This window comes from Rheinheimera sp. B2H12 (assembly GCF_059620065.1).
This window is the reverse complement of the sequence record NZ_CM184363.1, coordinates 2049481-2070911: the sequence shown is the minus strand read 5'-3', so window position 1 is coordinate 2070911 and position 21431 is coordinate 2049481. Positions and strand designations below refer to the sequence as shown.

Annotated in this window: 23 protein-coding genes; 12 read left to right on the top strand and 11 right to left on the bottom strand. The window is 49.7% G+C overall.

What is annotated here, in order from left to right; all coding sequences use genetic code 11:
• Positions 1 to 479 precede the first annotated feature (479 nt).
• Positions 480 to 1160 (top strand): response regulator transcription factor, encoded by a 681-nt coding sequence (locus tag AC53GJ_RS09035; protein ID WP_496732350.1) that lies wholly within the window; start codon positions 480 to 482, stop codon positions 1158 to 1160.
• 165 nt (positions 1161 to 1325) lie between these two features.
• On the opposite strand, the gene ihfA is transcribed toward AC53GJ_RS09035, so the two are convergent.
• The 8 genes from ihfA to dapA form a co-directional block, all read right to left on the bottom strand.
• Entirely contained in the window at positions 1326 to 1622 is a 297-nt protein-coding gene (ihfA, locus tag AC53GJ_RS09030; RefSeq protein ID WP_068063602.1) for an integration host factor subunit alpha, read from the bottom strand.
• Positions 1623 to 1624: 2 nt separating this feature from the next.
• A complete protein-coding gene (gene pheT, locus AC53GJ_RS09025) occupies positions 1625 to 4012 on the bottom strand; it encodes a phenylalanine--tRNA ligase subunit beta (protein WP_496732349.1) in 2388 nt (795 codons plus the stop codon).
• Positions 4013 to 4027: 15 nt separating this feature from the next.
• Entirely contained in the window at positions 4028 to 5008 is a 981-nt protein-coding gene (gene pheS, locus AC53GJ_RS09020; RefSeq protein ID WP_496732348.1) for a phenylalanine--tRNA ligase subunit alpha, read from the bottom strand.
• Between the two features lie 208 nt (positions 5009 to 5216).
• Positions 5217 to 5924: a DnaA inactivator Hda gene (hda, locus tag AC53GJ_RS09015; protein ID WP_496732347.1), complete on the bottom strand. Its 708-nt coding sequence runs from the start codon at positions 5922 to 5924 to the stop codon at positions 5217 to 5219.
• The gene (locus tag AC53GJ_RS09010) at positions 5924 to 7168 is read right to left on the bottom strand and encodes a DUF8605 domain-containing protein (RefSeq protein WP_496732346.1); all 1245 of its coding nucleotides are present in this window, start codon (positions 7166 to 7168) and stop codon (positions 5924 to 5926) included. The genes hda and AC53GJ_RS09010 overlap by 1 nt, the downstream gene beginning before the upstream one ends.
• A 12-nt stretch (positions 7169 to 7180) precedes the next feature.
• Positions 7181 to 7816: a YchE family NAAT transporter gene (locus tag AC53GJ_RS09005; protein WP_496732345.1), complete on the bottom strand. Its 636-nt coding sequence runs from the start codon at positions 7814 to 7816 to the stop codon at positions 7181 to 7183.
• A 179-nt stretch (positions 7817 to 7995) separates the two neighbouring features.
• Positions 7996 to 9057, bottom strand: coding sequence for an NlpB/DapX family lipoprotein (gene bamC, locus AC53GJ_RS09000; RefSeq protein ID WP_496732344.1), 1062 nt, complete (start codon positions 9055 to 9057; stop codon positions 7996 to 7998).
• A gap of 10 nt (positions 9058 to 9067) precedes the next feature.
• Positions 9068 to 9949: a 4-hydroxy-tetrahydrodipicolinate synthase gene (gene dapA / locus AC53GJ_RS08995; RefSeq protein ID WP_496732343.1), complete on the bottom strand. Its 882-nt coding sequence runs from the start codon at positions 9947 to 9949 to the stop codon at positions 9068 to 9070.
• Between the two features lie 141 nt (positions 9950 to 10090).
• On the opposite strand from dapA, the gene AC53GJ_RS08990 reads away from it, so the two are divergent.
• On the top strand, positions 10091 to 10612 hold the full coding sequence (locus tag AC53GJ_RS08990; RefSeq protein ID WP_496732342.1) for a glycine cleavage system transcriptional repressor: 522 nt from the start codon (positions 10091 to 10093) through the stop codon (positions 10610 to 10612).
• Between the two features lie 144 nt (positions 10613 to 10756).
• Entirely contained in the window at positions 10757 to 11218 is a 462-nt protein-coding gene (gene bcp / locus AC53GJ_RS08985; protein WP_496732341.1) for a thioredoxin-dependent thiol peroxidase, read from the top strand.
• A 10-nt stretch (positions 11219 to 11228) separates the two neighbouring features.
• On the opposite strand, the gene AC53GJ_RS08980 is transcribed toward bcp, so the two are convergent.
• Positions 11229 to 11450, bottom strand: a complete 222-nt coding sequence (locus AC53GJ_RS08980) for a hypothetical protein (protein WP_496732340.1) — start codon at positions 11448 to 11450, stop codon at positions 11229 to 11231.
• A 156-nt stretch (positions 11451 to 11606) separates the two neighbouring features.
• On the opposite strand from AC53GJ_RS08980, the gene AC53GJ_RS08975 reads away from it, so the two are divergent.
• The 8 genes from AC53GJ_RS08975 (at position 11607) to AC53GJ_RS08940 (ending at position 19064) form a co-directional block, all read left to right on the top strand.
• Positions 11607 to 12743: a PQQ-dependent sugar dehydrogenase gene (locus AC53GJ_RS08975; protein ID WP_496732339.1), complete on the top strand. Its 1137-nt coding sequence runs from the start codon at positions 11607 to 11609 to the stop codon at positions 12741 to 12743.
• A gap of 1 nt (position 12744) precedes the next feature.
• A complete protein-coding gene (locus AC53GJ_RS08970; RefSeq protein WP_496732338.1) occupies positions 12745 to 14814 on the top strand; it encodes a TonB-dependent receptor family protein in 2070 nt (689 codons plus the stop codon).
• Between the two features lie 133 nt (positions 14815 to 14947).
• A complete protein-coding gene (locus AC53GJ_RS08965; RefSeq protein WP_496732337.1) occupies positions 14948 to 15616 on the top strand; it encodes a hypothetical protein in 669 nt (222 codons plus the stop codon).
• On the top strand, positions 15617 to 17053 hold the full coding sequence (gene bepA, locus AC53GJ_RS08960) for a beta-barrel assembly-enhancing protease (protein ID WP_496732336.1): 1437 nt from the start codon (positions 15617 to 15619) through the stop codon (positions 17051 to 17053).
• Between the two features lie 10 nt (positions 17054 to 17063).
• On the top strand, positions 17064 to 17408 hold the full coding sequence (gene arsC, locus AC53GJ_RS08955; RefSeq protein WP_496732335.1) for an arsenate reductase (glutaredoxin): 345 nt from the start codon (positions 17064 to 17066) through the stop codon (positions 17406 to 17408).
• Complete coding sequence (gene wrbA / locus AC53GJ_RS08950; RefSeq protein WP_496732334.1) at positions 17408 to 17980, top strand: NAD(P)H:quinone oxidoreductase; 573 nt, start codon at positions 17408 to 17410, stop codon at positions 17978 to 17980. The genes arsC and wrbA overlap by 1 nt, the downstream gene beginning before the upstream one ends.
• A gap of 2 nt (positions 17981 to 17982) precedes the next feature.
• A complete protein-coding gene (locus AC53GJ_RS08945) occupies positions 17983 to 18414 on the top strand; it encodes a DUF2069 domain-containing protein (RefSeq protein WP_496732333.1) in 432 nt (143 codons plus the stop codon).
• A gap of 62 nt (positions 18415 to 18476) precedes the next feature.
• On the top strand, positions 18477 to 19064 hold the full coding sequence (locus AC53GJ_RS08940; protein WP_496732332.1) for an LON peptidase substrate-binding domain-containing protein: 588 nt from the start codon (positions 18477 to 18479) through the stop codon (positions 19062 to 19064).
• On the opposite strand, the gene queE is transcribed toward AC53GJ_RS08940, so the two are convergent.
• The gene (gene queE / locus AC53GJ_RS08935; protein WP_496732331.1) at positions 19057 to 19722 is read right to left on the bottom strand and encodes a 7-carboxy-7-deazaguanine synthase QueE; all 666 of its coding nucleotides are present in this window, start codon (positions 19720 to 19722) and stop codon (positions 19057 to 19059) included. The genes AC53GJ_RS08940 and queE overlap by 8 nt on opposite strands.
• An 86-nt stretch (positions 19723 to 19808) precedes the next feature.
• Between queE and queC the strand changes: the two genes are divergently transcribed.
• On the top strand, positions 19809 to 20465 hold the full coding sequence (queC, locus tag AC53GJ_RS08930) for a 7-cyano-7-deazaguanine synthase QueC (RefSeq protein ID WP_496732330.1): 657 nt from the start codon (positions 19809 to 19811) through the stop codon (positions 20463 to 20465).
• A 17-nt stretch (positions 20466 to 20482) separates the two neighbouring features.
• Here queC and AC53GJ_RS08925 read toward each other — a convergent pair whose 3' ends face one another.
• Positions 20483 to 21364, bottom strand: coding sequence for a LysR substrate-binding domain-containing protein (locus AC53GJ_RS08925; RefSeq protein ID WP_496732329.1), 882 nt, complete (start codon positions 21362 to 21364; stop codon positions 20483 to 20485).
• Between the last annotated feature and the right edge of the window lie 67 nt (positions 21365 to 21431).

The following is a 21431-nucleotide window of genomic DNA, read 5'->3' as shown; positions in this document are numbered from 1 at the left end:
CAAACTGCTGAGATTTGATGACTCAGTTGAGTAACAGCGGACAGCTAGACAAAGCTGTGGCACAGGCAGCTTGGTTTTCCCCGCCTGTTCAATTGCCAATTTAGTTAATCAGTCAATTAATTAAATTGGAAAAAACAAAAACTGTCAATGGCTTTTTCCACCATTCTCCAGCATTGCACTGTTCTTTGCCGCCACTGATTTTCGTCTTTAAAGTTAACATCCTGACTGTAGTGTTGCGGTTCTGCTGATAAGAAACCAGAGCAAATTTATGAATTTACTTGTTTATCTTAATTTCATCCTATTTATATCTGTTTTTTATCATCATAAAAAGGTAGTCACTGTCCTGTTACTTTGTTAGCTTTTAATTTATTTAATCGAACGATTAAATAAATTAAAAGGATAAATATCTAATTCTGTTGTCTTCTCCGTAGTGGGAGATTAAGGATTAATGTAGACGATCAGGCTTGGAGGAGATACAAGTGTTTTCAGGATGCACCAAAGAATTATCTTTAGTTCTGACCGCAGTGGAACGGTTGAAAAGTGCCACCCACACCAGATTACTGGATTGCCAGCTACTGCAGGAAGTGCTGGCCTTTGCCGAATCAGACGGGCTATTACTGTTATTGGTAGATAAACAGCAATTCAGCATCCAATCTGAATTAAGTATTGGTTTTCCCAGCGAATTTAGCCGAGCTTTACTGGAAGTGGGTGCCAGAGAAAAATTCAACAATCTGCCTTTATTAAAAGCCTTGTGCAAATCCAGAAATTCACTCGCTGATCTGGTGCTCTATGATCTGGATAACAGAGAGAGCCGTTATTTTTCACTGGTCGCGTTTAATAACAAAAGATCAAATAAATGTGCACCAGCATCATACCTGATCCAGCTGATCCTGCCCTATTTGCACCAGGCTAATTTAGCCTTGATCAGCAAAAAACGTCCAGCTCACAGCACTGTCGACACATTACAGATCCTGACAGTGCGCGAGCGTGAAGTACTGGATTGGATCCACTCAGGTAAAACCAACAGTGAAATTGGTATGATCCTGGGGATCAGTACCTATACCGTGAAAAATCATGTGGCAAATATTCTGGAGAAACTGAATGCACCGAACCGTTTTGCCGCCATGGCAATTACACTGTCACACTCTGCATTCCGCTAAATAATGGCAGTCATAGTGCGACAACAAAAGTCAGTGCAACTGGGGCTGACAGGCTACAGCTAGCCGTTTCACTGCAATGGTATGCTAAGAACAGTGATTGATAAAAAAAGCCAGTCACACAAGGACTGGCTTTTTCTGCTGTACCATCATGGCACTACAGAACAGTTATTTTTTTGCAGTGCCAACTTCGACCCGGCTTTTTAGCTTCTGGCCAGGACGGAAAGTCACCACACAGCGGGCAGAGATTGGGATATCTTCACCCGTTTTTGGATTGCGGCCTGGACGCTGATTTTTGACTCTCAGGTCAAAATTACCAAAACCAGAAAGTTTCACCTGGTCGCCAGCTTCCAAAGCCACTCGGATCTCTTCAAAAAAAGCTTCAACAATCATTTTGGCATCGCGTTTGCTGATGCCAAATTTGGTAAATAAACGTTCTGCTAAATCGGCTTTGGTAAGCGCCATTCTCAATCCCTCAACGTTGCGTTGAACTCATCACCAAGCGCCTGAACCACTGAAGCAACAACCTGTTGGATGTCTTTATCTTCCAGTGTCCGCGCCTTGTCCTGCAGGGTCAGTGCGATTGCCAGCGACTTCATACCGTCCGCAACGCCCTGTCCCGTGTACACGTCAAACAACTTTAGGTCAACTAGTTGATTTCCGCCAACTTTTCTAATAGTAGCAAGGATATCTGAAAAACGCACATCAGATTTCACAACAATTGCCAAATCGCGACGATTTGCTGGATATTTTGACACTTCCTGAGCTAAAACAAGGTGTTTTTCCCCAAAAGCGGCTAATTCAATTTCAAATAAATAAGCTTTGCCTTTTATACCCAGTTTGCGTTCTGCTTCCGGATGTAAAGCACCGATAAAACCAACTTGCTGACCATTGCGACTGATAGCCGCTGTCTGGCCTGGATGCAGCGCTGGGTGTTCGGCTTTATTGAAACTGAATTCAGCTGGCGCCGAAGTCACCGCCAATAAAGCTTCGACATCACCTTTGGCATCATAAAAATCAACATTGCGCTCGCTGATGGTCCAGTGCTCATTGGCCAGACTGCCAATAATGACACCACCAAAAACAGCCACCTGACGCACACCGCCTTCTGCACTGGCATCCGGAATAAATTTCAGGCCTGATTCAAATAAACGGATGCGATTTTGTTGCCGGTTTTGATTGTACTGCACGGCCTGTAACAAACCTGGCCACAGATTCAGCCGCATCGCCGACATATCAGCCGAGATTGGGTTTGGTAATACCAGCGCTTCGGTCTGCGGGAACAGCACTTGCTGCACTTTTGGATCAACAAAGCTATAGGTGATCGCTTCCTGATAACCACGACCAACCATCACATCACGCAGGGTATGGACCGAAATCGCCGCTTCACTGTGCTGACGCATTTTCAAGCTGGCAACAGGTGCCACGTTCGGAATGTTGTTATAGCCATACACCCGCGCCACTTCTTCAATCAAATCTTCAGCGATGCTGATATCAAACCGATAGGTTGGCACTTTGACTTGCCAGTGGTCCGCGTTTGCTTCGACCGCAAAACCCAGCCGCTGAAAAATCTCGGTCACTGTGGCAGTTTCGATGGAAATGCCCAGAATACGGTCCAGCTTGCTGCGGCTTAAACTGATTTGGGCAGGCACAGGTAAATGCGCTTCGGATTTGGCTTCCACCACCGGGCCAGCTTCGCCGCCAACAATCTCCAGTAATAACTGGGTGGCACGGGCCATTGCTTTATGCTGTAACTCTGGGTCAACACCCCGCTCGTACCGATGTGAGGCATCGGTATGCAGACCATACTGGCGTGCTATACCCGCCATCTCAACTTTCGAGAAAAAGGCACTTTCCAGGAAAATATCAGTCGTGGTAGGGGTAACACCACTGTGCAAGCCACCAAACACACCCGCCATCGCCAGCGCTTTTTGCTCATCAGCAATCACTAAGGTATTGCTCTGCAAAGTCACTTCAGACTCATCCAGCAGCACCAGTTTTTCCATTGCTTTGGCATGACGTACCACAATGCCACCTTCAATTTTTGCTAAATCAAAGGCATGCATCGGATGACCCAGCTCCAGCAACACGAAGTTGGTGACATCAACAACCGCATCAATAGAACGAATGCCACTGCGACGCAATTTTTCCACCATCCACAGTGGCGTCACTGCCGCAGTATTGATGTTTTTAATCACTCGGCCTAAATAACGTGGACAAGCTGCTGGCGCTTCCAGCCGGATTGGCAGTGAGGCCTCAATGCTCGCTGGCACTTGGGCAATCGCAGGCACCTTGACATCCAACTTGTTCAACACGCCGACTTCACGCGCCAGACCGAGCAGACCCAGACAGTCGGCGCGATTTGGCGTTAAATCCACTTCAATGGTTTTATCATCCAGTTGCAGATACTGCCGAATATCCTGACCAATAGGCGCATCGGCTGGCAGTTCCAGGATACCTTCAGAACTATCGGCCATGCCAAGTTCAGACAAGGAGCACAACATGCCATTAGATGGCTGGCCACGTAATTTAGCAGCTTTGATTTTAAAGTCGCCAGGTAGCACGGCACCGACAGTGGCGACCATCACTTTTAAACCTTGCCGGCAGTTGGCAGCACCACAGACGATATCCAGCAGCTCACCACTGCCGATATCCACTTTGGTGACCTGCAATTTATCGGCTTCCGGGTGACGGCCGCATTCGACCACATGACCGACAACCACACCACTGAATTCACCGGCGATGGCATCAATACCATCGACTTCCAGGCCAGCCATCGAAATCTGCTCGGCCAGCTCATTGCTTGATAATTGTGGGTTGACCCACTCCCGTAACCAGGATTCGCTGAATTTCATCACTAAACTCCCCGCTTATTTAAATTGCTTCAAGAAACGCAGGTCGTTCTCGAAAAATGATCGTAAATCTGTCACGCCGTAGCGCAGCATGGTCAGACGTTCAACGCCCATGCCAAAGGCAAAACCGCTATAGACTTCCGGGTCAATACCGACCGAGCGCAACACATTTGGGTGCACCATACCGCAGCCTAACACTTCCAGCCATTTGCCGTTTTTGCCCATTACATCTACTTCAGCCGAAGGTTCAGTAAATGGGAAAAATGACGGCCGAAAGCGGATTTGCAGATCTTCTTCAAAATAATTGTTCAGGAAGTCGTGCAAAATGCCTTTTAATTCAGTAAAACTGACATTTTTATCCACCATCAGGCCTTCAACCTGGTGAAACATCGGGGTATGGGTTTGATCGTAGTCGTTACGATAAACGCGACCCGGTGAAATAATCCGCAGTGGCGGTTGTTCAGTTTCCATGGTCCGGATCTGCACGCCAGAGGTTTGGGTCCTGAGCATCAGCTTCGGATTAAAATAGAAGGTATCGTGATCAGCCCGCGCCGGATGATGCTCAGGAATGTTCAGCGCATCAAAGTTATGGAAATCATCTTCGATTTCCGGGCCTTGTTTGACTTCAAAACCAAGTTCACCAAAAAAGCTTTCGATGCGACGGATAGTGCGGGTGACCGGGTGTAAACCACCGGCTTCCAGGGTACGGCCCGGCAGCGAAATATCAATCTGCTCTGATGCCAGTTTTTGCAGTAATACCACTTGTTGCATGGCATCGCGGCGGGCGTTGAGCGCATCTTGGACTTGTTGTTTCACATCATTGATTTGCTGACCTGCAACTTTGCGGGTTTCAGCATCCATCGCGCCGAGCGATTTCAGTAATTCAGTAATACTGCCCTTTTTACCGAAGTATTCCACCCGCACATCTTCCAGTGCTTGGACATCGGCAGCTGCAGCAACGGCAGCTAAGGCGTTTTCGAGTATGGCAGTTAGGTTCATCGTTATCCTCAGACCAGCCTGATTATGGTGACTTGATTAAACCGGCAATAATACACCAGAATCGAGCAATAATTGCTGTTTCTGCTCAGGTTTTTTCAAGGTAAGTGTGAAATAGCACAAGATTTGACAAGCTTGGTGCAGTCGGCCATTGGCTGGCGAAAATACGTCGCGAAACTGCCCCCACCCCGCCAGCGCCATGGTTGGTCGTTCAGTCCGCACCTTCCGCCAGCACGTCTTTGACAAAAGGAATGGTCAGTTTACGTTGATGCACCATCGAGGCTTTATCCAGTTTATCCAGGATATCGACCAAAGCCCGCAGATCGCGTTGCTGACGATTAAACAGAAATCTGGCCACTTCATCCGGCAGTTCAATGCCACGCAGCCGGGCCTTTTGCTGCAGCAATTTCTGTTTATCATCATCACTGAGCAATCTGAGCTGAAAACTGGTGCAAGCCTGCAACCGTGACACCAGATCCGGCAATGAGATACCCAGCTGAGTCGGCGCTTCGTCCGCCACGATGATCAGTTTTTTGCCCTGCTCGACCATGCGGTTATACAGGTCAAACAACGCCACCTGCCAATGGCTGTCACCCGCAATGGCCTGAATATTGTCCAGACAAACTAAATCAAGTTGTTCCAGACCATCAAATAACCGTGGACTGTACTGGCGAAAATCGTCCAGCACCAGCAATTGACTGGTCAATCCCAGTTCCTGCGCCTGCACACAGGCAGCATACAGCAAGTGTGATTTGCCGCTGCCACTGGCACCAAACAGATAAAGCGGCAGTTGCGCCTGTCCTGGCTGCAGGTATTGCAAAATAAATTGCACGGCAGGACTGCTGTCTGCGCCGTAGAAACTGTGCAGGGTTTCATCATCTGGCAGCGTCACGGCCAGAGTAAATTGTGTCGGCTGCATCAGCGGCGAATAAACTGATAATGGCTGGCTTCAACCGGTACGGCAGCAGCATCCGGCACTGCAGTCGCCGTTACAGGCTGCTGCGCTGGCGCCGATTCAACCCCAAGTGCGGCGGCCATCGCTTGCTCAGCAGCAGTCAGATCTGTATCTGGCTCGGCAGCAGACATAGCAGCTGAGCTGTCAGCCGGTTGTACCATCATGTCAGACGTGGCTGTTGGCAGCGGTTTTAACCGGCTTTCCAGCGCCAATGCCCGGTAAAAATCTGCCACAGTCGCCGCCAATTCCAGTTTGAGCACTGCCTTAGGTGCCTGATACTCCACCACGCTAAACTGACGCACGGCGAGCATAGAGCTGAACAATTTTTGTAGCGCTACCAGATCAGAGAGACTACTGATGCCTTCGATGGTCAACTGTAATTGATTGCCAGCACCGGCACCTGCCGACACTACTTTGACCGCATATTGTGCTGCCAGCTCTGCGGCTAGCGCCTGAGTCAGCTGTTGCCCCAGGCTATTCCAATCCGCACCATTGTATTCTTGCTGCACTAAGGTACCGTCCACCATTTGTTGGCGGATGAGTCGCAAGCCAGCCTGACCATTGGCATCGACCACGGACTCCACCAGCAGGTTCAGCACTTGGTCCGGCTGATAGCGCGTGGCAGCCACTGTCAGACCAGACCAATCACCGGCCCAAAGTTGCACTGCGCTCACCAGCGCCAAATCGTCAACATCAAACATCGGATAGATAAAACTTAACCCACGTTGCTTGGCCTGGGCCGCCAGCGCCTGCCGCAACGGATGCTCAGCTTCCAGCACAAATTTAGGCTGATCCAGCGACTTTTCCGTCAGCCATAGCAATAGATCTGGCCTGCGACTGCCCCAGATCGCAATGTGTTGTTGTTGCAGCAAGCTGGTTATTTTTTGTTGGTCTAACTGCACCTGCATCAGTTGCTTGCCAAGTTGCTGTACCTGCTGAAACTGCCGGATATAGTTGGCACTGTTTTTCAGTTCAGTTGCGATGGCTGGCTGACTCAGGATTTGTTCGCTGCCGGTTAGTTTCACCAACACCGCCGCCATTGCAGCCTGCTGCCATTGCGCCTGACTTTGTCCGGCATCGACCTGTGCCTGGAACAAATCGGTCAGTTCGGCTGCCTGTAACTGCGCTGGCAAGGTCACTGCCGCCAGACAGATCAGACTGCCAGCCAGCAAGTGGCGGAACATTTTCAAGGCAAAGATGCTGCACATGGATAAGCGTCCTTAACGAGCCAGGATCGGGAATAACCCCTTTAATCCCAGACTAATAAATTCAATCGAAATAGCGGCCAGAATAAGCCCCATCACCCGGGTGATGATGTTCATACCGGTCTGACCAAGTTTACCGGCTATTTTACCTGATAACCGCATAAGAATGGCCAGAATTATGCCGACCAGGATAATTTCTGCCGAAACAATCAGATAATGTTGCCACCCATCAGCTCTGTCGGCATATAAAATAATCGAACTGATGGCACCTGGCCCTGCCAGCATCGGCATCGCCAGCGGCACTATCGCAATGGATTCCCTTTTTGCGGCCTCCAGGCGTTCAGCTTCGGTATTTTTGGCGCCGCTGGTCTGGGCATGCAGCATCGAAATCGCCATCAGCAGGATCAAAATACCGCCACCAACCCGGAACGAATTCACTGAAATACCGAAAAAGCCTAAAATAAACTCGCCAAAAAATAGCGTGATCAACAAAATGATGGTGGCGCCTTTGGCGGCCGTCAGCGCCACCGCTTTTTTGTCCTGTTCACTGTGATGCTGCGTCAGCGACAAATACATCGGCAGCGCACCCAGTGGATTCAAAATCGCCAAAATACCGATAAAAATTTTCAGATAATCATGAACTTCCAGCACGATAGGCCCTTTTATTATTGTTATGCTCAAGCTGCAGTGTACTGACAAGACGGGGTAAAGTTCAATCCGTTTGGCGCTGGTTTTTTATTTGAGGATGGCCGGCGGCCGGTTCGCTTAGCCCGAAAAAAACAAGGCGCCCTATTGCGGGGCGCCTGCAGTTTTAAAATAAAAAATGTGGCTTATAACTCGATTTTTTCATTGCGGATGGTCGTCACCAATACGTCATAAATCGCATCCACAGTCGCCTGGTCTAACGCAGCGCCGTCTTTATCACGCCATTTTAAGATGGTGCCTTTATCTGATTTGTTCAGCAGCAATTGGTAATCCCCTTCAGCTAACGGCAACACCGGTTGTTCATCGCCACCCCAAATGGAGCCCCAGAAACCCGCTTCCGGTTTTTTAAAGTTCAGGTAGAAAATATAATCAGTCCGGTTTAAGTCGGTCACTTCCAGCGATAACTTTTCAAAAATTAATTCTAACTGGTTCCAGGCCACATCAATACTTTGGGTGGTCAGCAACACAGCTTCATTTTTGTCATTGACTGCCCGCGTCAGTAACACATCAGGCAGCTTGGCTTTGGCTTCACGGATCAACGCCAGTTCAACAGTTGCCACATGGTCAACTATCCGGTTTAAAAAATGCACTTCTTCCCGACGTTTGGCAATTGGCGAAATCGGCTTGTCTGAATCAGCATATTTATGTTCAAGCAAGCTCACTTGGACCCCGACAGTCCGGCCATGGGTCTTAGGCTGCAATTGAATGTTAAAGCGGCTTTGTTGTGACAGTTCTTCGCCTTTCCACAACCACCAACCGGTTTCACGGTACTCGCTGACCCAGCCGGTTTGCCAGCTCATGTCAGCAGATTTTGCGGCTTCAATATTGGCTTTTTGCACAAAATCCTGCATTTGCTGCTGTAAAAAAGGCAAAAGTTCACCGGTATATTCATTGCGTTCAAAAAATACCCGAACTTCTTTTTCGTCTTCTTCCACCATGGCATTGGTCGATACCGCCAGCACCTGCATCGGCGCTTTTAATTCGACCTCTTCACCACGGACACCTGCGGCGACTTTAGGCGGGACATCAAATTGCGCCGGTGTTTTTGGCGCTTTTAACCCAGCAGGCACCACCAAAGGTTTGATCGGTTTTATGTCAGCACTAACGCTGGGGTCTGCAGAGGACCAGGAAGAACAGCCTGATAACAGCACAGAGGCAATAACGGTTCCAGAAATCCAATAATGCACCTAAAAACTCCTAAAAATGAATGTTAGCTTGTTGCAACGCTTGTTCGATTGCAGCAGCGTGAATTGGTTCCAGCCGGGTCAAGGGTAATCTTGCCATATCCGAGGCAATCAGCCCCATCCGGCGCAGAGCCCACTTGGTTGGTATTGGATTACTTTCAATAAATAAATCACGGTGCAGCGCTTGTAAGCTGGCATCCGTCGCTTGCGCAGCAGTTGCATCGCCAGCGCGGGCAGCCTGAATCATCTGACTCATTGCCAGCGGTGCCACGTTGGTGGTGACCGAAATCACACCATGGCCGCCTTGCAAAATAAAATTCATCGCACTGGCATCATCACCGCTGAGTAAGTCAAAATCAGCCGGGCATAGCGCCTGTAATTGGGCCAGACGCTCCAGTGAACCTGTTGCTTCTTTAATACCGACGATATTAGCCACCTTGGACAAAGTTGCCACAGTTGCCGGTTGTAAATCAACTCCGGTCCGGCCTGGCACGTTGTACAGTAACACCGGCTTGTCAGTCGCGGCAGCCACCGCCTGAAAATGCGCCAGCATGCCCTGTTGAGTCGGTTTATTGTAGTAAGGAGTCACGGTCAGGTAACCATCAATCGCCAGCGCGTTGAGCTGGATGGTTTTTTCTACCGCTTCAGCGGTCGAGTTTGAGCCATTTCCAGCCAGCACCTGACAACGGCCGGCCACTTGGGTAATCACCGCACGCAACACTTCTAACTGCTCGGCAAACGGGATAGTGGCGGCTTCACCGGTAGTACCCATAATGATCAGACCATCAGTGCCGTTATCCAGTTGATACTGCACCATCTGCTGCAGGCTGACATAATCCACCTGACCCTGCTCGGTCATTGGCGTGATAAGGGCGACATAACTTCCTCTGAACATAACTACTGCTCCTCAAATTTCAGGCTGCCTATGGTAATGACGCGGCCTGACAAACACAAGCAACACTGTGCAGACTAATGAATTTTCAACGAACTATGCTAAACTCGGCTCCCCTTTTTCGGTTTGAGGTTGCTTGTAATCATGGCTCAACAACTGGTAGTTACCGCAATTGGTACTGACCGCACCGGCATTGTCAGTCAGCTGGCACGACTGGTCAGTGACTGCAACTGTAATATTGTCGACAGCCGGATGGCCATCTTTGGCAATGAATTCACTTTTATTATGTTATTGGCCGGCGACGCCGCAGCTATCAGTAAGATTGAATATTTATTACCAAGTTCAGGCTTTAATCTTGATCTGCTGACGATGACCAAACGCACTTCAGCGCATCAACCGCCGCCATTATCGGCACCTTATGTGCTGTCTTATACCGGCCCTGATAAAGTTGGCACCTTAGGCACTATCTCCAGTTTGCTGGCCGATCAGCAGGTCTATATTGGCGCGCTGCGTTCTGAAACTTTGCAGCTACAAGGGATTGCCCACACTAAAACAGTGATGACAGTACAGTTACCCGCGGGCGTGGAAGCCAGCAGCATCCGGCAGCTGTTGCAGCAGCAACTAGAAAGAATGGGATTAACCGGTAGTTTTGACATTCAGTCCTGACGACCTGATCTCAAGTCAGCAACAGTAAATTATCAGTGCATTGTTCAATATTTTCGCGCATTGGAAAAACCCGAAGCTGGCTCCTGCCGTATACTTGCCGTTAAACTAACCTAAGCACATTTTATCGATTGAAAGGAAAACCCGATGATCAATATTGGCCAGAAAGCCCCGGACTTTAGTCTGCAAAACCAACATGATGAATCTGTCACACTGTCATCTTTACAGGGGAAAAAAGTGTTGGTGTACTTTTACCCCAAGGCATCAACCCCTGGCTGCACTGTGCAGGCTTGCGGCCTGCGTGACGTGAACGCTGAACTGGCGGCGCTCAACGTGGTTGTGCTGGGGATCAGCCCGGACACACCCAAGATGCTGGCGAATTTCACTTCGAAACAACAACTCAACTTCACCCTGCTTGCTGATCAAGACCATGCGGTATGTGAAGCTTATGGGGTGTGGCAATTAAAAAAATTCATGGGCCGTGAAAATATGGGGGTCGTCAGAACCTCATTTTTAGTGGATGAACAGGGCAACATTGCGCACATTTTTGATGACTTCAAAACCAAAGATCACCATGAAGTTGTATTGAACTACCTGAAAAATAACTAGTTCATTCACTCTATTTCGTCTGCTGGCGGAGCTTGCGCTGTGGTGTTGCAGCAAAGAGTCTGATGCAGTCGCATGCTCTCGCCAAACCGATAAAAGCCGTTACAGGATAGGTGATTGTTTCTGGCTGAGCGGATTTGTCAGCAATCGTATCCGCGTTGACAAGGCGGCTAAATCCTTTTACCGTCGCCGCACCGTCGATCGTGATTCGTGCTTGGCATTTGTGCTGCGACATCAAACACGCACCAAACACTGAGTCCCAATGCCCTGATCACTGCTGAGGGTATCATTGCGCAGTTCAATCGGGCTTTTAAAAGCAGTCACCACCAATGGGTGTTGCCATCACTGAACTGAATCATCCAACGCTGATGTTAAGTACCGGAGCCAGACCATGTTGTTAACCAGACTGAAAAATGCATTCCCTGCTGCCCTGCCAGTCACGCTGTTGTCACTGGGCGTATCAACCGCCATGGCAGTTGAACCTTCTTTTCTGCCGACTGAACAATATCAGTTGAAAATAGAAACGGTCGCCTCGGGTTTATCCCACCCATGGGGACTGGCATTTTTGCCGGACGGCCGCTTATTAGTGACAGAGCGCAGCGGACAAATGCGGCTGGTGCAACAAGGTCAGTTAAGTGCCCCGCTGGCGGGACTGCCGAAAATTGCGGTCGGTGGTCAGGGTGGATTACTGGACGTACTGCTGGATAACAACTTTGCCAGTAATCAGCAATTATATTTCAGTTATTCAGAGCCGGGTGCTGATGGCAGTAACAGTACTGCAGTGGCCAGTGCCAAACTGACCGCCGCTGGATTAACAGCGGTCAAAGTCATTTTCAGCCAGCAACCCAAAGTTGACAGTAAGTACCATTTTGGTGGCCGACTGGTGCAGCAGCCGGATGGCCAGCTGTTTGTTACTTTAGGTGACCGTGGCAGTCAACGGCAAGCAGTACAACCGCTAAACAGCCATATCGGTAAAGTCGTCAAAATTGACGTACAAGGCCAAGCCGCAGCCGGGAATCCATTTACTGGCGATAAAACCGCCAAAGCCGAAATTTGGTCTTATGGTCATCGTAATATTCAGGGCGCCGCGCTGGACCCACAAGGCCGGCTCTGGACGCATGAACATGGTCCGCAGGGCGGTGACGAAATTAATATCACAGCTGCTGGCAAAAATTACGGTTGGCCTCTGATCACCTACGGTGAAGAATATGGCGGCGGCGTGATTGGTAAAACTGCCGCCGCCGGTCTGGAACAACCACTGCATTATTGGGTGCCATCGATTGCACCGAGTGGCATGAGTTTTTATCAGGGCCAGGCCTTTAGCAAATGGCAACATAACCTGCTGGTTGGCTCGTTGAAATTTGGTCAGTTAGTCCGGTTAGAAATCAGTGCAGATAAAGTGAAACATGAAGAACGGATCCGGATTGGCAGCCGGGTCCGGGATGTGAAAACAGCACCGGATGGCAGTGTTTATTTGCTGACGGATGAAGACAATGGCGCCATCCTGAAATTAACCCCGTTGCCGTAACATGCAGTTATTATTGGGTAGGCAACTGCGGTTACGGCTGTCGAGCCGGCAGAAACAAACCAATATCTCGCGCTGGCTGCTGCTGGTCATATTGCCGGTAGGCACCGCTGGCGCTGCCACCACCGCAGAACTGGAACGACTGGTGGTGACAGCACAGCAACAACAGCGCAGTTGGCTTAGCAGCGCCGCAGCGGTGGAGCGCAGGCAGTTCCGCCAGCCTGAAAGTGCCAGCGATTTAGCGGCCTTATTACAGGGCATGCCGGGTTTGCAGGCCGATCAGCGCGCCAACTTAGCGCAAGACAGTCGCTTTAGTATCCGCGGTTTTGGTAGCCGCAGTAGCTTTGGCGTACGCGGCATCGAAGTGCTGCTGGATGATATTCCCTGGTCAACGCCTGATGGCCAAAGCCAGCCCGGCAGTATGCTGCTGGCACAGCTGCAAAGTGCGGAAGTGTTACGTGGCTCCGCCGCTGCATTATATGGCAATGCTGCCGGTGGCGTGCTGGCACTGCAAAGCGCGCCGCTGCCGACCCCTGGTTTGCAGTTACAGCACAGTAGTGCGGCGGATTTATCGCAACAACTCCTCGTCATCAATCTGGAACAACAGCAGTTGAGCTGGAGTCAAACCCGTTATCAGGGATTTCGCCCGCACAATGAAGCACAGAAACGCCAGGCCAACTGGCGCTCCGAATTCGCCCCCACCTTTGCGCCCGATGTCCAGGTTAAACTGCGCTTTGACTGGAGTGATGATCCATTATTGCAGGACCCGCTGGCGCTGACTGCCGCAGAGTGGCAACAAAACCCGCAACAAACCAATGCCGCAGCCCGCAATTTTAACAGCCGCAAAAGCAGCGCTCAGCGCCAATATAGTGTGCAACTACTGCCCGATTCCCGGCAATGGCAATGGTCGCTGTGGCAAGGTCAGCGCGATATTGAACAATATCTTGCTTTTGCCGGTGATGCCCCGACGTCGGCCGGTGGTGTGGTCGCGCTAACCCGTTATTACCGCGGCAGCAAAGGACAACGTCAGTGGCAGTTGGATCGCTGGCACTGGCAATTTTTTGCACAGCTTGATCAACAACGGGATTTACGCCGCGGTTATGTCAACCAACAAGGTATAGCCGGTGATTTACGTCGGGATGAAACGGGCCAGGTCAGTAGTCAGGAAGCAGGCGTGCGCAGTCGTTATCAGACCGCTGATTGGGGAGAATTCAATGCCGGCTGGAAATGGAGTCGGCTGGATTTTCAGGTCCGCGATTATCTGATCAACCCGCAGAATCCCGATGACAGTGGGGAGAAACAACTCCAGCAGCCGAGCTACAGCCTGGGCTGGCAGTATCCGTTCGGCACAGCAGTCAGTGTTTATATCAGCCTTGGCCGTGGTTTTGAAAGCCCGACCCTGACCGAAATGGCCTATCAACGCCAGGGCGCCGGGCTTAATCTGGCGCTCAAACCCGCGATTAACCGGCTGACTGACACTGGCGTTAAATGGCAAACCGAGCACGGCATGCTGGCACTGGATCTGTTTTATGCCGATAGCGAAGATGAGTTGGTGGTTGATCAAGCCAGTGGCGGCAGGACGACTTACCGCAATGCCGCCGCCACCCGCCGTTATGGCAGTGAATTGTCCTGGCAGTATCAACCCTCAGCTTACTGGCAACAACAATTCAGTATCAGCTGGTTACAAGCACGTTTTGTCACAAACCTCAATGCTGACAACCTCAATAGCCGTTTGCCCGGCGTGGCGGCCCGCCAGGCAAGCTGGCAATGGCAATATCAGCCTTTTGGCACTGCACACTGGCAACTCAGCAGCACAGTGAATTATCGCAGTAAGGTATTTACCGATGACCAAAACCGGCACAGTGCCCCAGGCAGTACCTTGCTCAATCTCAGCAGCCGCTGGCAATGGCAGCAACAGCAGTGGCGCTGGCAGTTTTGGTTAGCTGCCGATAACCTGACCAATCGACAATATGTTGGCGCTGTGGTGGTGAATCAGGCCAATGGCCGGAGTTTTGAACCAGGCTTACCCAGACAACTGCAGGCTGGTTTGCATTGGCAATGGCTGGTAGAGTAACCTCTGACGCATCCAGTCGGTGCGGAATAGTTATTTTGCCCGCTTTTGTGCTGTCCACTTAGTGCAGTCAGTCCACTATTGGTTATAATCGGCAAAGTTACAGTACTTCCGTATAGCTTAAGGTAGCAGCGTCATGAACCACTCAGGTAATCGCATTAAACTGCCAGAAAATCCGACACTTAAAGATATCAACCGCTATAAAAAACAACTGAACTGGGGTGAGTTACCACCGTTTTACCATATGGTGGCGCAATCGCTTGGGGAATCAGAAGGTGTATTGACCCACGGCTTTGATAATGCCATCAAAAGGATTATCGATAAAAGAAACTGGAATTTAGCCATATTGGGTGGCTATCTCGACAACAGCAACGCCATCCATTGTGAAAATAAACCTCGGTTGGCACTTTATCAGGTATTTACTGACCGTGGCTTTGAACTTCACGCCGTTCCCTATGCCAAAGACTCTGAAATTGATCAGTATGTCAAAGGCAACAGGTTGATGGAATTTCAACTTTGGGATCCGTTGAATATGCGGATGATCCTGCGGGTGAATCAGTTGCATAAATTTATCAGCTTCTATTTTGAGCACGGTGATGATGCTGATTTCGCCCTGATTTTACATGCGCATAAAGCCGTGAATGATGTGATTGCATTTTTGCAACAACATGTCCAAATCACCAAAGTTGATGGTGTGTCAATCCGGGCGTTTTTTGACCAGCAAGAACGATTGCTGGGACGGGCGGATGCAGACGAATTACAGTTATCGGCACTTAAAGCCGGTTTAGCAGAGCAGAAGAGATAAATGAAGTTATTGGTGGTATGTTCGCTTAGTTTGGGGTTGTTCTGGCAGGCCCCTGGAATGGCTTCAAGTCAGTTACCGGATTTAGGAGGTAATGCTTTTTCGACTCTGACGCCGGAAAAAGAAAAAATCATTGGCGATGTGATGATGCGTCAGACCAGAGCCAGCTTGCCGATGGTCAATGATCCATTGTTGGATGAATATCTGAATAACTTAGGCCAGCGCCTGGTCGCCAAAGCCGAAGGAGTCCGTTTCCCGTTTAATTTTTATTGGGTGCAGGATAGAGATATCAATGCTTTTGCTTCACTGGGTGGCCATATAGTATCTAATACAGGCACGCTGGCCGTCGCGGATTCAGAAAGTGAATTTGCCTCCGTGATGTCACACGAAATTGTGCACGTGACGCAGCGTCATATCGCTCGCTCGGTCGAAGCCAGATCACAAAATGCGCCACTGAGTATGGCGACATTATTAGGCTCGCTTATTTTGGCCACGGTCAATCCGGAAGCAGGTATGGCTGGGGTCATGGCCTCCCAGGGCGTGGCGCAGCAATCTGCCATTAACTTCACCCGCAGTAACGAACAGGAAGCAGACCGGATTGGCATCCAGTTATTAGCCACTGCTGGTTTTGATCCTTATGCCATGCCGGAGTTTTTCCACAAACTCAGTGAAAAAACCCGTTTTAGTAATACCCAACTGGCATTTTTATATACCCACCCGCTTTCTGGGGCCAGGATCAGTGACTCACGTGTCCGGGCGCAACAGTTTACCCAAAAATTTGTGCCGGACGGGGCTGATTTTTTGCTGGTAAAAGCACGGATTTGGGCGCGTTATCAACTCGACACCAAGGGAGCGCTGAGTCATTTTCAGAAAAAACTGGCCACCCCGGGCGGTAATACCAAAGCCAATCAATATGGGCTGGCGCTGGCGTTATACGACAGCAAAGAATATGCCCAGGCTGAGCAAATTCTGCAAAAATTGCGCGCCGAGGATGACAATAACCTGTTTTATGTCGATGCAATGACAGATCTGTATCTGGCCACCAACCGCAGTAACAAGGCGCTGGAAATGCTGGAACAACAATATTTGTTGCGGCCGAATAATCAGGTGATCACGCTCAATTATGCCAATGCCGCGATGGAAGCAAAATCTTACCGCCTGGCACTGCATTTACTGAAAAGTTTATTGTATTACCAGAATGATAACTTTCTGGCATACGAAATGCTGACTCAGGCTTACAAGGGCCTGAATGATATGGCCAGATTTTATGAGGCCAGAGCAGATTTGTATTATCAACTGGCCAATTACGATAAGGCGATTGAAGATCTGAACATGGCGCTGAATCAGCTGGATAATAACGATAAACTAGAAAACCGCCGGTTAGAAGCGAAGAAAAAGCAGTTGCAAACTGAATACAACCGCTTGAAAAAATTGAATTAACGGAGCCCAGATGCTAACTATTTACCATAACAACCGCTGTTCAAAAAGCCGTGAAGTGCTGGCATTACTGGAACAACTGGGGCGACCTTTTCAGGTGATTAATTATCTGAATGAGCCATTGGATGAAGGTGCGTTACGCCAGTTATTGCAAAAACTGGCGTTAACACCACAACAGTTGATGCGCTCCAAAGAAGATGAATATCAACAGCTTGGTTTAGATCAAACTGGACTCTCTGATGATGTTTACCTGCATGCGATGCTGCAATATCCAAAACTGATGGAAAGACCTGTCGTCGTGCTCGGTGACAAAGCCGTGATTGCCCGTCCGGCCAGCCGGGTGCAGGAATTATTCTGATGGCGGCCACTGTGTTAGTGCTGTATCACTCGCGCCATGGTTCAGTGCGGGCGCTGGCGGAAAAAATCGCTATTGGCGTGCAAAGTTGTGGCGCTGAAGTCATGCTCAGAACTGTGGCTGGCAACGGTGATGATGATCGTCATCCAACAGTGAGTTTGGCCGAATTAGCCGCAGCCGATGCGCTGGCGGTGGGCAGTCCGGTGCGATTTGGCCTGATGTCGGCCGAAATGAAAGCGTTTTGGGACAGCACCACCCCTTTGTGGCTAAAAGGCAGTCTGATTGATAAACCGGCCGGCGTCTTTACTTCATCCTCGTCGATGCACGGTGGCAATGAAGCCACTCTGCTTGGACTGATGTTACCGCTGCTGCATCATGGCATGGTATTATTAGGTGTTCCTTATGATCAACCGGCGCTGCATCAGACGCAAACAGGCGGCACCCCTTATGGCGCCAGTCATGTCACAGGTCCGGCGGCAGATACTCAGCTTAGTGCTGATGAACAAAGGATCGCCATTGCTTTTGGCAAACGTTTAGCCACTTTCGCCCGTCAATTAACACAGGCTACCGCATAGAAATGAGTTTTTTTATCCACGCTGAAATTCCACTGGCCGCCAGAACGCGGCTGTTGTTACGTTTGGGCCAGAGCGGTTTTATCTGGTTATTTTTGCAAATTCCACTGGCAGTGTTATGGCTTGATCCGCCGAAACTGGGTAGTCAGTGGGTGCTGTTGGCATTGTTGTGGTCACCCTTGTGGTTCCCACTGCTGGGTATTTTACGTGGCAAGGCCTATACCTTCGCTTGGGCCAACTTTATTGTGATGATTTATTTTGTTCACAGCTTAACCCATTTATGGGTCAGCTCCGGCCTGACGCTGCTGCTGGCCATCACTGAACTGCTGGCCAGTTGCCTGATGTTTATCGGTTGTACTTATTACGCCAAATATCGCGGCCAGGAACTGGGTTTAAAGATCCCGAAATTAAAAGATGATCCAATCCGACAAGCATAAACGGCAGATCCAAAGCCAGAGTTATCGCGTAAATATGCTCATCCAGTCGCTGTTGAGATGTTATGTTGCGCGAACTTGCTTTATTCCCGTTAAGTCAAATTGTATTGCCGCAAGGTCAGATGCAATTAAGGATTTTTGAACCCCGCTACCAGCGCCTGGTGAAAGAAGCCTGCGCTGGCAAACGGCCCTTTGCCAGCGCCTTGTTAAACCCCTATGTTGCCAGTGAACATCCGGATCGGATCTTTGCCCATGCCACTGCCGTTGCTGTGACAGACTTCAGTCAGTTAGACGATGGTCTGCTTGGTATTACCATTACAGGCTTGCAACGGGTACAGATAGTGCGGCGCTGGCAGGAAGAAGATGGTTTACATGTCGCGATGGTGCAAACACTGCCGGACTGGCCGGCAGAGTCTTTGCAACCTCAGCATCAGATTTTACAGGCAGAATTACAGCAAGTCTTTACACAAAATCCACAACTGGCGGCCTTGTATCCAGAGCCGGACTGGCACAACAGCTGCTGGCTGGCACAACGCTGGATTGAAATCCTTAGCATGCAACCGCCGCTGAAGTACCAGTTGATGGCCGCCGCAGATGCCAGCCCGACCCTGGAAGCCCTGAGTCACTGGCTGCAGCAAAGCCAGGTTAATTGATGCCCAGGTATTTATGCACCTGCACACTCAGCCGCCAGTTATTGGCCATACAAGCTTCAATCGCAAGCTTGGTGGCTTTGGCTTTTTGGCTGATGGGCTGCAAATAGATGTATTTGCCCTGCAAATTGATGCCGGCCAATAATTCTTTCAGTTCTTCGACATGTTTTTCCATCGCCACCGGGTGTTTAATTTCATCGGCACGCTGTAGGCAACTGTGAAGCACTGAATAACCACCACGCATATTAACTTTGGGTGACACCGTCACCCAGGTGTTGTCGGGAGCCTTAATTTCAAAAGTGCCTGAAGTTTCAATCTGCGTACTAAACCCTTGCTGATGTAATAATTCACACAGCGGGTTTAAATCATACATACAAGGCTCGCCGCCGGTAATCACCACATGGCGGGCTCGATAGCCTCGCTCGGCAAACAGCGCCAGTATTTCAGCCGCATTGGTGACAGCCCAGTGCTCGGAATCGGTTCTTTTGCGGGTGGTATCGCCAAGCGGGATCTGCAAATCAGCCGGAATTTCCCAGGTATGCTTAGTATCACACCAGGAACAACCGACCGGACAGCCTTGCAAACGCAGGAAAATTGCCGGGGTGCCGGTATAGTTACCTTCCCCCTGAATAGTTTCAAATATTTCGTTAACTTTATACACGCTGAGTCGATTTCCTTTAGCTACGGGCGAAATTGCAGTACAATGCGCGCCCTTCAATGTGGAGCATTATAACGGGAGCGCACAGCATGCCGCAAAAAGTTGTTGTTATTTATTCAGGTGGTATGGACTCCTTCACTGTATTGCATAGTGCTATCCGGGCCGGACACGAAGTTTATGCCCTGTCATTTAACTATGGCCAGCGCCATGTCAAAGAGCTGATTTGCGCCCAAAGCGTCTGTCAGGAACTGGGCATCCACCATAAAATTGTTGACATTTCAGCAATTAACCAGCTGATTGGCGGTTCTTCTCTGACCTCGGATATCGAGGTGCCGGAAGGCCATTACGCCGCTGATAATATGAAATCCACCATAGTGCCGAATCGCAATATGATTTTGCTCAGTCTGGCCGTGGGTTATGCTGTGTCACTGGATGCGCAGGCGGTTTATTATGGTGCCCACTCCGGCGATCATTTTATTTATCCGGACTGCCGGCCTGAGTTTGTACAAAAAATGCATGACGTTTGCCAGATCGCCAACTATGAACCTGTCGCTATTGTCAGTCCTTATCTGCAACAGACCAAAATAGATATCCTCAAAGACGGTCTGGCGATGGGGTTGGATTACAGCAAAACCTGGACCTGCTACAACGGCCGGGAAAAAGCCTGTGGCAAATGTGGTTCCTGTCAGGAGCGGCTGGAAGCTTTTAGCCTGAATCAGACCACAGATCCGCTACCATACGAATAAGTTATTCTCGGCGCCGGTTAAACCGGCGCATGCTGACGCAATAACTGGTACAAAGCCTGACTGGCAGCCTGTTGATCATCACGCCGGCTGGCCAGATACATCTGACGATGCAAACCGGTTTCACCTAAAGATTTGGTCACAATCAGACCCTGACTGACAAAGGGCTCTGCTAACCAACTGGGCAGTACCGCAATCCCTTCGCCTGCCGCCACTAACTGTAAAATCTGACTCGCCTGCCCCACTTGGCGCTGACGACCGTTAAACTGATTCTTCTTCAGAAAAAACCGGAATAAATCCTGCCGTTCCAGCGGGATCGGATAACTTAATAAATCACACTCTGCCATGTCTTGCGGCAAAATCACTGCCTTTTGTGCCAGCGGATGCTCAGGGTAAAGATAAGCTTTCAGTTCCAGACTAAACAGCGGTTGGAAACTCACTTGCTGCTCCTGTCGTACATCTGTGGTCAGCACCAAATCTAACTCATCCCTTAATAACGCTTCCACGGCATGATGTTCAATGTCAGTATCCAAACTGAGCGTGACAGCAGGCCACTGCGCGCGAAACGCTTTCACTGCCGGTAGCAGCCAATGAAAACAGGCATGACACTCTACAGTCAGCCGCAGGGTTGCTGCCGGTATCTGACCCGTTTTTAACTGCAATGCCGTGGCATCGACCAAAGGCAACACCTGCTCTGCCAGTTGTAACAACAGTTTGCCCTGACTACTGAACTGGACTGGCTGGGTCTTGCGGATAAACAAACTGCAGTCAAGCTGACCTTCCGCATCTTTTAACTGATGTGATAACGCCGATTGAGTCAGAAATAACCGAGTGGCCGCCGCTTGCAAAGAACCGGTTTGTTGCAACGCCTGCAAAGTGCGCAGCAGTTTTAAATCGATCATGGTAGATTTTGCTCACTAAGCTGAAGATATATTTCAAAGTTAGAAACATAGCTTAACGCCCAATAGC